This is a genomic window from Streptomyces sp. NPDC050658 (genome assembly GCF_044457025.1).
Classification (GTDB): domain Bacteria; phylum Actinomycetota; class Actinomycetes; order Streptomycetales; family Streptomycetaceae; genus Streptomyces.
In genome coordinates this window covers 810,849-823,686 of record NZ_JBITGM010000002.1, presented here as the reverse complement: position 1 = coordinate 823,686, position 12,838 = coordinate 810,849, and the positions used below count along the sequence as shown (strand labels likewise).

9 protein-coding genes are annotated in these 12,838 nt (G+C 70.2%); all 9 read left to right on the top strand.

The window, feature by feature from the left end; all coding sequences use genetic code 11:
- The first annotated feature begins 76 nt into the window (after window positions 1–76).
- Window positions 77–1,258, top strand: coding sequence for an ROK family transcriptional regulator (locus ACIBKX_RS10440; protein WP_363273868.1), 1,182 nt, complete (start codon window positions 77–79; stop codon window positions 1,256–1,258).
- A gap of 141 nt (window positions 1,259–1,399) precedes the next feature.
- A complete protein-coding gene (locus ACIBKX_RS10435; RefSeq protein ID WP_363273867.1) occupies window positions 1,400–2,917 on the top strand; it encodes a sugar ABC transporter ATP-binding protein in 1,518 nt (505 codons plus the stop codon).
- Window positions 2,914–3,933 (top strand): ABC transporter permease, encoded by a 1,020-nt coding sequence (locus tag ACIBKX_RS10430; protein WP_363273866.1) that lies wholly within the window; start codon window positions 2,914–2,916, stop codon window positions 3,931–3,933. Before ACIBKX_RS10435 ends, ACIBKX_RS10430 begins: the two co-directional genes overlap by 4 nt.
- Before the next feature lie 18 nt (window positions 3,934–3,951).
- Window positions 3,952–4,995, top strand: a complete 1,044-nt coding sequence (locus tag ACIBKX_RS10425; protein WP_363273865.1) for a substrate-binding domain-containing protein — start codon at window positions 3,952–3,954, stop codon at window positions 4,993–4,995.
- 48 nt (window positions 4,996–5,043) lie between these two features.
- Complete coding sequence (locus ACIBKX_RS10420) at window positions 5,044–6,294, top strand: Gfo/Idh/MocA family oxidoreductase (RefSeq protein WP_363273864.1); 1,251 nt, start codon at window positions 5,044–5,046, stop codon at window positions 6,292–6,294.
- Window positions 6,295–6,304: 10 nt separating this feature from the next.
- Entirely contained in the window at window positions 6,305–7,306 is a 1,002-nt protein-coding gene (locus ACIBKX_RS10415) for a sugar phosphate isomerase/epimerase family protein (RefSeq protein ID WP_363273862.1), read from the top strand.
- A 297-nt stretch (window positions 7,307–7,603) separates the two neighbouring features.
- Window positions 7,604–10,084 (top strand): PQQ-dependent sugar dehydrogenase, encoded by a 2,481-nt coding sequence (locus tag ACIBKX_RS10410; protein WP_363273861.1) that lies wholly within the window; start codon window positions 7,604–7,606, stop codon window positions 10,082–10,084.
- Between the two features lie 14 nt (window positions 10,085–10,098).
- Window positions 10,099–11,478, top strand: coding sequence for a ThuA domain-containing protein (locus ACIBKX_RS10405; RefSeq protein WP_363273860.1), 1,380 nt, complete (start codon window positions 10,099–10,101; stop codon window positions 11,476–11,478).
- An 89-nt stretch (window positions 11,479–11,567) separates the two neighbouring features.
- Window positions 11,568–12,818, top strand: coding sequence for an inositol-3-phosphate synthase (locus tag ACIBKX_RS10400; RefSeq protein ID WP_363273859.1), 1,251 nt, complete (start codon window positions 11,568–11,570; stop codon window positions 12,816–12,818).
- Window positions 12,819–12,838: the final 20 nt, after the last annotated feature.

The following is a 12,838-nucleotide window of genomic DNA, read 5'->3' as shown; positions in this document are numbered from 1 at the left end:
AAGCCCGACGCGGTGGCGCAAAGTACGCCGCGACGACATCAGTTGCCGATGAGGCGGGGAGGGGCGCGTGAGACGTATGACGGCTCGACCCGCCAATGCGCATCAGGCGCGTCTGCTGCGGCTGCTGCGTGACGGAGGGCCCAACTCCCGTGCCCAGCTGGGCGATCAGGTCGACCTCTCGCGGTCGAAGCTGGCCGTCGAGGTGGACCGGCTCCTGGAGACCGGACTCGTGGTCGCCGACGGACTCGCCGCATCGCGCGGCGGCCGTCGCTCCCACAACATCCGCCTGGCCCCCGCCCTCCGCTTCCTCGGCGTGGACATCGGCGCGACCTCGGTCGACGTCGCGGTCACCAACGCCGAGCTGGAGGTCCTCGGCCACATCAACCAGCCGATGGACGTGCGCGAGGGCCCGGTCGCGGTCTTCGAGCAAGTCCTCGCCATGGCCGCCAAGTTGAAGGCCTCCGGGCTCGCGGAAGGGTTCGACGGCGCTGGCATCGGCGTACCTGGCCCCGTCCGTTTCCCCGAAGGCGTCCCGGTCGCCCCGCCGATCATGCCGGGGTGGGACGGCTTCCCCGTCCGGGAGGCCCTCAGCCAGGACCTCGGCTGCCCGGTCATGGTCGACAACGACGTGAACCTGATGGCGATGGGGGAGCAGCACGCGGGCGTCGCACGCTCCGTGGGCGACTTCCTCTGCGTCAAGATCGGCACCGGCATCGGCTGCGGGATCGTCGTCGGCGGCGAGGTCTACCGCGGCACGACCGGCAGCGCCGGCGACATCGGACACATCCAGGTCGAACCGGACGGACGCCCCTGCGCCTGCGGCAACAAGGGCTGCCTGGAGGCGTACTTCAGCGGCGCGGCACTCGCCCGTGACGCCGAGGACGCGGCCGGGCAGGGGCTCTCCCCGGAACTCGCGACGCGCCTGGAGGCGGCCGGGAAGCTCAGCGCCGTCGACGTCGCGGCAGCCGCCGCGGCCGGTGACGCCACCGCGCTCGACCTCATCCGCGACGGCGGCAACCGCACCGGCCAGGTCATCGCGGGCCTCGTCAGCTTCTTCAACCCGGGCCTCGTGGTGATCGGCGGCGGTGTGACCGGACTCGGCCATACGCTGCTCGCCGCCATCCGCACCCAGGTCTACCGCCAGTCGCTGCCCCTGGCGACCGGCAACCTCCCCATCGTCCTGGGCGAGTTGGGCCCGACCGCCGGAGTCATCGGCGGTGCCCGGCTCATCAGCGACCACCTGTTCTCGCCGGCCTGACGGCCGACGCGCACGACCCGCACCAGCACGTCACGCACCAGCACCTCACGCACCAACACGTCACGCACCACCTCACCCAGTACAGCGCCCTGCTCTGCCCTGCCCTGCCCGTAATCGGCCGCACCCGCCCAAGGGGCCCTCATGGCACCAGAACCACCGCTGCTCACCATGTCCAAAATCACCAAGTCGTTCCCCGGCGTCCGCGCCCTGGACGGCGTCGACCTCCAGGTCCAGGCCGGCGAAGTGCACTGCCTGCTCGGCCAGAACGGCGCCGGGAAGTCCACGCTCATCAAGGTCCTCGCCGGGGCCCACCAGCCCGACGACGGCGAGATCACCTGGCGCGGCGAGCGCACCACGCTCCGGTCGCCGATCGCCGCCATGCGGCTCGGCATCGCCACCATCTACCAGGAACTCGACCTGGTGGAGGGCCTGTCCGTCGCCGAGAACGTCCACCTGGGGCATGAGCCCACCGCGGCCGGCTTCGTCGTGCGGGGCCGGGCGGCCAAGGAGTCGACTGCCAAGCTGCTCAAGCGACTTGGCCACAGCGAGATCGACCCGGGGACGCTCGTCGGTGACCTCTCCGCCGCCCAGCAGCAGATCGTCTCCATGGCCCGCGCGCTCTCCCACGAGGTGCGGCTCATCGTGATGGACGAACCGTCCGCCGCCCTCGACCCCGACGAGGTCGACAACCTCTTCCGCATCGTCGGCGACCTCACGGCGGACGGCGTCGCCGTCGTCTACATCTCCCACCGCCTGGAGGAGATCCGTCGTATCGGCGACCGTGTCACCGTCCTCAAGGACGGCCGCGCGGTGGCGGGCGGACTGCCCGCCAAGGAGACCCCGACCCGCGAGGTCGTCGCCCTGATGACGGGCCGCAACGTCGAGTACGTCTTCCCCGACCGGCCCATCGGACAGCCCGCCGCCGCGCCGGTGTTGAAGGTCACGGGCCTCACCCGGCACGGCGAGTTCGAGCCCCTCGACCTCGAACTGCGCCCCGGGGAGATCGTCGGCCTCGCCGGTCTCGTCGGCTCCGGGCGCTCCGAGATCCTGGAGACGATCTACGGCGCACGCAAGCCGAGCGCAGGTCAAGTCACCGTGGACGGAAAGGTGTTGCGGCCCGGCAGCGTCCGCGCCGCCGTCCGCGCCGGGCTCGGCCTCGCCCCCGAGGAGCGCAAGGCGCAGGCCCTGCTGATGCTGGAGTCCGTCACCCGCAATGTGTCGGTGTCCTCCATGTCCCGCTTCTCACGCGGCGGTTGGCTCGACCGGGGCGCCGAGCGGAAGGCCGCGCAGACCGCCACCCGCGAGCTGTCCCTGCGCCCCGACAACCCCTCCGCCCCGGTGCGCACCCTCTCCGGCGGCAATCAGCAGAAGGCCGTGCTCGCCCGCTGGCTGCTCCGCGGCTGCCGCGTCCTGCTGCTCGACGAGCCGACCCGCGGCGTCGACGTCGGCGCCCGCGCCGAGCTGTACGCCGTGATCCGCCGCCTCGCCGACGACGGCCTCGCCGTCCTCCTCGTCTCCAGCGAGGTCCCCGAAGTCCTCGGCCTCGCCGACCGCGTCCTGGTGCTCCGCGAGGGCCGCGTCGTCCATACGGCGCCCGCCCGCGACCTCGACGAACACCGCGTACTCGACCTCGTCCTCGAAGGGAGCCCGGCGTCATGACGCAGCCCGCATCGCCACCCAGGACCGCCGCATCGAAGAGCGAACCGGCAGGCGGCGGGGGCCAGTTGCGCACGCTCGTCGCCCGCGCCGACGTCCGGACGCTGTCCCTGCTCGGGGTGCTCGCCGTACTGGTCCTGATCGGTGGCATCACCCAGCCCGACTCGTTCCTCGACACCGACAACCTCCAGCTGGTGCTCACCCAGGCGTCCGTCATCGGAGTGGTCACGGTCGGCATGACCTTCGTGATCATCTCGGGCGGCATCGACCTGTCCGTCGGCGCGATCGTCGCGCTCGCCTCGGTGTGGGCGACGACCGTCGCCACCCAGGAGTACGGCTTCGCGGGCATCCTCTTCACCGCGGTGGCCGTCGGCCTCGGCTGCGGTCTCGTCAACGGCATGCTCATCGCCTACGGCGGGATGGTGCCGTTCATCGCGACGCTCGCGATGCTCGCCGCGGGCCGCGGCCTCGCCCTGCAGATCACCGACGGAAAGACCCAAATGGTCACCGTGGACGGCGTGTTGGAGCTCGGCGAGCGCGACTCCTACGTCCTCGGCATCCCGCCCCTGGTACTGGTCTTCGCAGCCGTCACCGTCGTCGGCTGGCTGCTCCTGAACCGCACCACCTTCGGGCGGCGCTCGGTCGCGGTCGGCGGCAACTCGGAAGCGGCGCGGCTCGCCGGCATCGACGTACGCAGGCAACGCCTCTACCTCTATCTGCTCTCCGGCCTCTGCTGCGGCATCGCCGCCTTCCTGCTGATCATCCTCTCCGGGTCGGGCCAGAACACCAACGGCAATCTGTACGAGCTCGACGCCATCGCCGCGGCGATCATCGGCGGCACCCTGCTCAGCGGCGGCCGGGGCACCATCACCGGCTCCGTGCTCGGCGTACTGATCTTCATCACGATCCAGAACATCTTCGCGCTGAACAACCTGGAGACCGCGACCCAGCAGATCGCCAAGGGCGCGATCATCGTCGCCGCCGTCCTCATCCAACGCCGTACGGCCTCAACTCCCTGACCCGAAGGGCTGATTGCCATGCCAGAGATCACCAGCCGCAGGGGACTGCTCTTCGGAGCGGCCGCCCTGTCCACCGGGGCGCTCATCACCGGGTGCACCAGCAACGAGCCCAAGGACTCCGACAACGCCTCGGACAAGGACCAGCCGGTCGCCGACGACAAGCCCGGCAAGGAAGTCACCATCGGGTTCGCGGGGCCGCAGGCCGACCACGGCTGGCTCAACGCGATCAACGACAACGCCAAGGAGCGGGCGAAGAAGTACTCGGACGTGACGCTGGAGTCCACCGAGGGCTCCAACGACACCGCCGCCCAGATCGGCCAGGTCGAGACGCTGATCAACAAGAAGGTCGACGTCCTGGTGATCCTGCCGGCCGACGGCAAGGCGCTCACCCAGGTCGGCCTGAAGGCCATGAAGGCGGGCATCCCCGTCGTCAACCTCGACCGGGTCTTCGCGTCGCCGCAGGCCTACCGCTGCTGGATCGGCGGCGACAACTACGGCATGGGCCTGAGCGCCGGGCACTACATCGGCGAGAAGCTCAAGGACAAGAAGGGCGCCAAGGTCATCGAGCTGGCAGGACTCGACAACCTGGAGCTGACCAAGCAGCGCACGAAGGGCTTCGACGACGCCCTCAAGAACTACCCGGGCATCAAGAAGGTCGCCCGGCAGGCCGCCGAGTTCACCGTCGAGTCGGGACAGCAGAAGATGTCCCAACTCCTTCAGGCCCAGAAGAACTTCGACGCCCTGTGGAACCACGACGACGACCAGGGCGTGGGCGCCCTGCGCGCCATCAAGCAGGCGGGCCGCGACGACTTCCTGATGGTCGGCGGCGCGGGCGCGCTCTCCGCCTTCCAGGCCATCGAGTCCGACGACAGCGTACTCAAGGCGACCGTGCTCTACCCGCCGACGATGGCGGCATCGGCGATCGACCTGGCCCGCGCGCTCGGCCAGAACAAGGGCGTCAGCGGCATGGCGGAGTTCGAGATCCCGTCCTTCGTCACCTGCTACTCCGCCGTGGTCGACAAGGAGAACGTCGGCCAGTACATGTCCACCGGCTTCAAGTGATGCGCGCGTCCGCACCCCCCACCGAGCGTCGACGAGGAGGAGTACCGCATGCGTGAGACGGAACACGAGGCTGAGACGGGTAAGCGGACGCTGGGGGTGGGCATGGTCGGCTACGCCTTCATGGGCGCCGCCCACTCCCAGGGCTGGCGCACCGTCGGACGTGTCTTCGATCTGCCATTGCGGCCGGTCCTCTCGGCGGTCTGCGGTCGGGACGGCGGCGCCGTGCGCGCCGCCGCCGACCGGCTCGGCTGGGCGGCCGCGGAGACCGACTGGCGCGCACTCGTGGCCCGTGACGACGTCGACCTCGTCGACATCTGCACCCCCGGCGACAGCCACGCTCAGATCGCGATCGCCGCGCTGGAGGCGGGCAAGCACGTACTGTGCGAGAAGCCGCTCGCCAACACCGTAGAGGAGGCCGAGGCGATGGCCGAGGCCGCCGAACGGGCCCGCGCGCGGGGCCAGGTGGCGATGGTCGGCTTCAACTACCGGCGCGTTCCCGCCCTGGCGCTCGCCCGGCAGATGGTCGCCGACGGCCGCCTCGGCGCGCTGCGGCACATCCGTCTGACGTATCTTCAGGACTGGCTGGTGGACCCGGAGTTCCCGCTCACCTGGCGGCTGCGCAAGGAACGCGCCGGATCGGGAGCCCTGGGCGACCTGGGGGCGCACATCGTGGACCTCGCGCAGTATCTGACGGGGGAGCAGATGGCCGGCGTCTCCGCGCTCACCGAGACCTTCGTGCGCGAGCGCCCGCTGCTCGACGGGGCCTCCAGCGGGCTCGCGGCGGAGAGCGGCGTCGGGACCGGGACCGGGACCGGGACCGGGACCGTCACCGTGGACGACGCCGCGGTCTTCACCGGACGCTTCCCCTCGGGCGCGCTCGCGCTGTTCGAGGCGACCCGCTTCGCGGCCGGCCGCAAGAACGCGCTGCGGCTCGAACTCAACGGCTCCGACGGCTCGTTGGCCTTCGACCTGGAGCGCCTGAACGAACTCTCCTTCCACGACCACACGGAGCCCGCCGTCTCGTCCGGCTTCCGCCGCATCCTGGTGACCGAGCCGGGACATCCGTACCTGGAGGCCTGGTGGCCGCCGGGCCACGGCCTCGGCTACGAGCACACCTTCGTGCACCAGGCGCGTGACCTGCTGCACGCCGTCGCCGCGGGCGGCGTCGCCGAGCCGTCGTTCGCCGACGGGCTCAGCGTGCAGCGGGTGCTCGCCGCGGTGGAGGAGAGCGCCGCCAAGAACTCCGTCTACACCCCGATCCCGCACACCCCCGTCCCGCACATCCCCGCCCAGGTTTGAGGAGGCCGTCATGCCACGCCCGTTCACCCTGTTCACCGGCCAGTGGGCCGACCTGCCGCTCGAAGAGGTCTGCCGGATCGCCCGCGACTTCGGCTACGACGGCCTCGAACTGGCCTGCTGGGGCGACCACTTCGAGGTCGACAAGGCGCTGGGCGACACGTCCTACCTGGACTCGCGCCGCCAGCTCCTCGACAAGTACGGCCTCAAGTGCTGGGCGATCTCCAACCACCTGGTCGGGCAGGCCGTCTGCGACGCGATCATCGACGAGCGGCACCAGGCGATCCTGCCCTCCCGCATCTGGGGCGACGGCGAGGCGGAGGGTGTACGGCGGCGGGCCGCCCGCGAGATGGAGGACACGGCACGCGCGGCGGCGGCCTTCGGCGTCGACACCGTCATCGGCTTCACCGGCTCCGCGATCTGGCATCTGGTGGCGATGTTCCCGCCGGTGCCCGAGTCGATGATCCAGCGGGGGTACGACGACTTCGCCGCGCGCTGGAACCCGATCCTGGATGTCTTCGACGTACAAGGCGTGCGGTTCGCGCATGAGGTGCATCCCTCCGAGATCGCGTACGACTACTGGACGACGCACCGAGCCCTGGAGGCGGTCGACCACCGCACGGCCTTCGGGCTGAACTTCGACCCCTCCCATTTCGTCTGGCAGGACCTCGACCCGGTCGGCTTCCTCTACGACTTCCGGGACCGGATCTACCACGTGGACTGCAAGGAGGCGCGGCGCCGCCTGGACGGCCGCAACGGCCGCCTTGGCTCCCACCTTCCGTGGGGTGATCCGCGGCGCGGCTGGGACTTCGTGTCGGCGGGGCACGGTGACGTCCCCTGGGAGGACGTGTTCCGCATGCTGCGCTCCATCCGGTACGAGGGGCCGATCTCCGTGGAGTGGGAGGACGCGGGGATGGACCGGCTGCAGGGCGCGCCGGAGGCGCTGGCGCGCTTGAAGGCGTACGACTTCGAGCCACCTACCGCGTCTTTCGACGCGGCGTTCGGTTCTGAGTGAGACCCGGTTTCGATTGAGGCTCGGTTCTGAGTGAGACCCGGTTTCGACTGAGACCCGGTTCTGACTGAGACCCGGTTTCGATGGTGGCCCGGTTTCGACTGGGACCGGGTTCCACCACGGCTTTGTCCTGTGCGAGGAAGAAGCTGAACTCTGTTACTGCACAAGGGCTTTCGGCCAAGTACAAAGCTCGCTACCGTCCCTGATGTGTACAGGACATGAAACTTCCGGGGTGACGGCGCACCCCGGCGCACGGCGCACACACCCGCGTACGACCGTCCCCCTTCCGGAGGAACCCCCGTGCACAGGAAACGCCCGAGACTCCGCAGATCCCTCGCCCTGCTCACCGGCACGCTCCTCACCGGAGCGTCGCTGACCCTCGCCGTACCGCAAGCGGGCGCCGTCCCCGCCGACCCGCCCTCGGCAGCTGCCTCTGCCGACTCCGCGGCCTCCGCCGCCGAAGACTTCCAGCAGGTGACCCTCGCCAAGGGCGAGCCGGAGACGGGCGAGCCGATGACGCTCTCCGTGCTCCCCGACCGCTCCGTCCTGCACACGTCCCGCGACGGCACACTGCGGCTCACCGACGCCGCGGGCAACACCAAGATCGCGGGCAAGATACCCGTCTACACCCATGACGAGGAAGGCCTCCAGGGCGTCGCCATCGACCCCAAGTTCAGCGAGAACCGCGCGATCTTCCTCTACTACGCACCTCCGATGGACACCCCCGCGGGCGACGCCCCCAATGAGGGAACGGCCGAGGACTTCAAGAAGTTCGACGGCGTCAACCGCCTCTCCCGTTTCGTCCTGAAGGCCGACGGCACCCTGGACACGGCCAGCGAGAAGAAGGTGCTCGACGTCCCCGCGAGCCGCGGCATCTGCTGCCACGTCGGCGGCGACATCGACTTCGACAAGGACGGCAACCTCTACCTCTCGACGGGCGACGACTCCAACCCCTTCGCCTCCGACGGCTTCACGCGCATCGACGAGCGAGCCAACCGCAACCCCGCCTACGACGCCCGGCGCGGCGCAGGCAACACCAACGACCTGCGCGGCAAGATCCTGCGCATCAAGGTCGCCGACGACGGCAGCTACACGGTCCCGGACGGCAACCTCTTCGCCAAGGGCACCGAGAAGACCCGCCCCGAGATCTACGCGATGGGCTTCCGCAACCCCTTCCGGATGAGCGTCGACAAGCCGACGGGCATCGTGTACGTCGGTGACTACGGCCCCGATGCGGGCGCGGCCGACCCCAAGCGCGGCCCCGCAGGACAGGTCGAGTTCGCCCGTGTGACCAAGCCGGGCAACTTCGGCTGGCCGTTCTGCACCGGCAAGAACGACGCCTACGTCGACTACGACTTCGCCACCGGCACCTCCGGACCGGCCTTCGACTGCGCGGCCCCGAAGAACGACTCGCCGCACAACACGGGCCTGACCGACCTGCCGCCCGCGCAGGAGGCCTGGATCCCGTACGACGGCGGCTCCGTCCCCGAGTTCGGCAGCGGCTCCGAGTCCCCGATGGGCGGCCCCGTCTACCGCTACGACGCGGCGAACACCTCTCCGGTGAAGTTCCCCGAGGCGTACGACGGCGACTTCTTCGCCGGTGAGTTCGGCCGCCGCTGGATCAAGCGGATCGAGCAGGGCGAGGACGGCACCGTCTCGAAGATCAACCCGTTCCCGTGGACGGGCACCCAGATCATGGACATGGAGTTCGGCCCCGACGGCGCGCTGTACGTCCTCGACTACGGCACCGCCTGGTTCGGCGGCGACGAGAACTCCGGCCTCTTCCGCATCGAGAACGCCACCGAGGGCCACTCCCCGGTCGCCGAGGCCACCGCCTCCAAGACCAGCGGCCAGGCCCCGCTGCGCACGAAGTTCACCGCGAAGGCCACGGACGCCGACGGCGGCACGCTGACCTACTCCTGGGACTTCGGGGACGGCGGCAAGTCGACCCAGCAGAACCCGACGTACACGTACAAGAAGAACGGCGTCTACACCGCGACGGTGACCGTCAAGGACTCCACCGGACGCACCGGTTCCGCGAGCGCGCACCTCACCGTCGGCAACACCGCGCCCAAGGTGACCCTCGAACTCCCCGGTGACGGGCAGCTGTTCACCTTCGGCGACAAGGTGCCCTTCAAGGTGAAGGTGAGCGACCCGGAGGACGGGCCGATCGACTGCACGAAGGTCAAGGTCACCCACATCCTCGGCCATGACAGCCACGGTCACCCGGTGACCTCGGCCAACGGCTGCGAGGGCACCCTGCAGACCTCGGCGGACGGCGAGCACGACCCGAACGCCAACATCTTCGGGGTCTTCGACGCCGAATACACCGACAAGGGCGCGAACGGCCAGCCCGCGCTGACCACCCACGACCAGAACGTCGTCCAGCCCAAGCACCGCCAGGGCGAGCACTACAACGACTCCAAGGGCGTGTCCATCGCCAACCACACCCCGGCGCACGGCGGAAAGACCGTCGGCGACATCAACAACGGCGACTGGATCTCCTTCAAGCCGTACATCCTCGGCAACGCCACCAAGCTGACGGCGCGCGTCGCCTCGGCCGGCGCCGGCGGCACGCTGGAGGTCCGCAGCGGCTCGGTCACCGGCAAGCTCCTGGGCAGCGCGAAGGTCGCGCCGACCGGCGGCTGGGAGACGTACACCGACGTGAGCACCGCGCTCGCCGGGGCACCCGCCAAGACCACGACGCTCTTCCTGGTCTTCAAGGGCAAGGGCACCGGAGCCCTGTACGACGTCGACGACTTCACCTTCACGACGAGCTGAGGAAGGGGCATCACATGCGCGCATCCGCAACGACAGCGACCGCTACGGCAGTGGCCGCCCTGCTCATCGGCTGTGTGTCGGGCCCAGCGGCTTCTGAGGAGGAGCAGTCAGGCTCCGGTTCGGCGTCGGCCGCGGGCGGGAACGTCCTGGTCTTCTCCAAGACCGCCGGTTTCCGGCACGACTCCATCCCCGACGGCATCGCGGCCGTCAAGGACCTCGGCGCGGCGAACGGCTTCACCGTCGACGCGACGGAGGACGCCGGTGCCTTCACCGCCAAGAACCTGGCGCGGTACGACGCCGTGGTCTGGCTGTCGACGACCGGGGACGTCCTGAACGCCGAGCAGCAGTCGGCGTTCGAGGGCTACATCAAGAAGGGCGGCGGCTACGTGGGCGTGCACGCCGCCGCCGACACCGAGTACGACTGGCCCTTCTACGGAGGCCTCGCGGGCGCCTACTTCCAGTCGCATCCCGCGATCCAGCCCGCGAAGGTCCAGACCGAGGACCACGCGCACCCGTCCACCGCACATCTTCCGGGCATCTGGGACCGCACCGACGAGTGGTACAACTACCGCTCCAATCCCCGCGACCGGGCCCGCGTCCTCGCCTCGCTCGACGAGTCGTCGTACACCGGCGGCACGATGTCGGGCGACCATCCCATCGCCTGGTGCCAGAACTACCAGGGTGGCCGCTCCTTCTACACCGGCGGCGGCCACACCAAGGAGTCGTTCGCCGACCCCGCCTACCGGCAGCATCTGCTCGGCGGGATCCAGTGGGCGACGGGCGCGGCGCAGGCCGACTGCCGTACGGAGAAGGGCTATACGCCGATCTTCGACGGCACGGCCAAGTCCCTGGAGGCCTGGAAGCAGGCAGGCCCCGGCTCGTTCGCGCTGAACGAGACGGACGGGACACTCACCACCGTCGGCGGGATGGGGATGCTCTGGTACGGCGCCAAGCAGCTCGGCTCGTACTCCCTCAAGCTCGACTGGCGCATGGAGGGCGACGACAACTCCGGGATCTTCGTGGGCTTCCCGGCCTCCGACGACCCCTGGTCGGCCGTGAACAACGGCTATGAGATCCAGATCGACGCCACCGACGTACCGGAGAAGACCACCGGCTCCGTCTACGGCTTCAAGTCCGCCGACGTGAAGAAGCGCGACAAGGCGCTGAATCCGCCGGGGCAGTGGAACACCTACGAACTCCGTGTCGAGGGCGAACGCCTTCGGATCTATCTCAACGGAGTGAAGATCAACGACTTCACCAACACGGAACCCGCGCGGAGCCTGAAGGACGGTCACATCGGCATCCAGAACCACGGTGCCGACGACCAGGTCTCCTTCCGCGACATCCGGGTGAAGGAACTGCCGGCCCGCACCGCTTCCGGCGCGGGTCGCTAGACGGCGGCGGGCGGAGGACGCCGGACCTCCGCCCGCCGTCTTTTTCTTCCCTGCGCGGTCGCCGCGCGGACGACAGGAGGGCAGCAGCCGTGTCCAATTCCTCTACTTCTGACAGCGGTCTCACCGGGGTGTGGCTGATCGGAGCGCGAGGTTCCGTCGCCACGACGGCTGTCGCGGGGTGCGCGGCCGTGGCCGCCGGACTGCATCCGCCGACGGGCATGGTCACGGAGACCCCGCCGTTCGCGGACTGCGGTCTGCCAACGTTGTCGTCGCTCGTCTTCGGCGGCCACGACACGATGGAGTGCCCGCTGCCCAAGCGCGCCGAGCAACTGGCCGCCGGGGGAGTCCTTCCGCACGGCCTCCCCTCGGCGGTCCACGCCGAACTCGCGGCGGCGGACGCGGAGATACGGGTGGGCGGGCCGCGCCCCGGGGCCGTAGGCACGCGCACGGGCACGCGCACGGGCACGCGCACGGGCACGCGCACGGGCACGCGCACGGGCAGGGGCACAGGTAGGGGCACTGGCTCCGGTGTCGACGTCGACGTCGACGGCCGCTCGGACGAGGAGCTCATCGTGTCCTTCACGGACGACCTCCGAGATTTCGTACGTCGACGGGGGCTGGCCCGAGCGGTCGTGGTGAACGTCGCCTCGACCGAACCCCTGCCGCCGGACGGCGCCGGGCGCCTCCCCGCCAGTTCCCTCTACGCGGCGGCGGCGATGCGCGCGGGCTGCCCGTACGTGAACTTCACCCCGTCGTCCGGGCTGCACCACCCGGCACTCGCCGCGGTCGCCGCCGCATCGGGCCTGCCCTACGCGGGCCGGGACGGGAAAACGGGGCAGACCCTGCTGCGCTCGGTCCTGGGCCCGATGTTCGCCCAGCGCGCCCTCGCCGTGCGGGCCTGGTCCGGCACGAACCTCCTCGGCGGCGGAGACGGCGCGTCCCTCGCGGACCCGGCAGCGGCAGCCGCGAAGAACGCGGGCAAGGAACGCGTCCTCGCCGACACTCTGGGCGCTGCCCCCGAGGGCGAGGTCCACATCGACGACGTCCCGTCCCTCGGCGACTGGAAGACCGCCTGGGACCACATCGCCTTCGACGGCTTCCTCGGCGCGCGGATGGTCCTGCAGACCACCTGGCAGGGCTGCGACTCGGCCCTCGCGGCCCCCTTGATCCTGGACCTGGCCCGCCTCCTGGCCCGCTCCCACGAACTCGGCCTCTCCGGCCCCCTGCACTCCCTCGCCTTCTACTTCAAGGACCCGGACCCCGGCGCGTCCTCGTCACTGGCCGACCAGTACGAGTCCCTACTGGGCTTCGCGACCCGACTGAAGGGGGCGAGCCTGTGAGGGGGGCGAGTGAGGGGGCG

Excerpts from the sequence above, each read along its gene's own strand:
- ACIBKX_RS10405 (WP_363273860.1), top strand. The coding sequence starts at position 10,099 with ATGCGCGCATCCGCAACGACAGCGACCGCTACGGCAGTGGCCGCCCTG.
- ACIBKX_RS10430 (WP_363273866.1), top strand. The coding sequence starts at position 2,914 with ATGACGCAGCCCGCATCGCCACCCAGGACCGCCGCATCGAAGAGCGAA.
- ACIBKX_RS10425 (WP_363273865.1), top strand. The coding sequence starts at position 3,952 with ATGCCAGAGATCACCAGCCGCAGGGGACTGCTCTTCGGAGCGGCCGCC.
- ACIBKX_RS10435 (WP_363273867.1), top strand. The coding sequence starts at position 1,400 with ATGGCACCAGAACCACCGCTGCTCACCATGTCCAAAATCACCAAGTCG.
- ACIBKX_RS10440 (WP_363273868.1), top strand. The coding sequence starts at position 77 with ATGACGGCTCGACCCGCCAATGCGCATCAGGCGCGTCTGCTGCGGCTG.
- ACIBKX_RS10420 (WP_363273864.1), top strand. The coding sequence starts at position 5,044 with ATGCGTGAGACGGAACACGAGGCTGAGACGGGTAAGCGGACGCTGGGG.
- ACIBKX_RS10415 (WP_363273862.1), top strand. The coding sequence starts at position 6,305 with ATGCCACGCCCGTTCACCCTGTTCACCGGCCAGTGGGCCGACCTGCCG.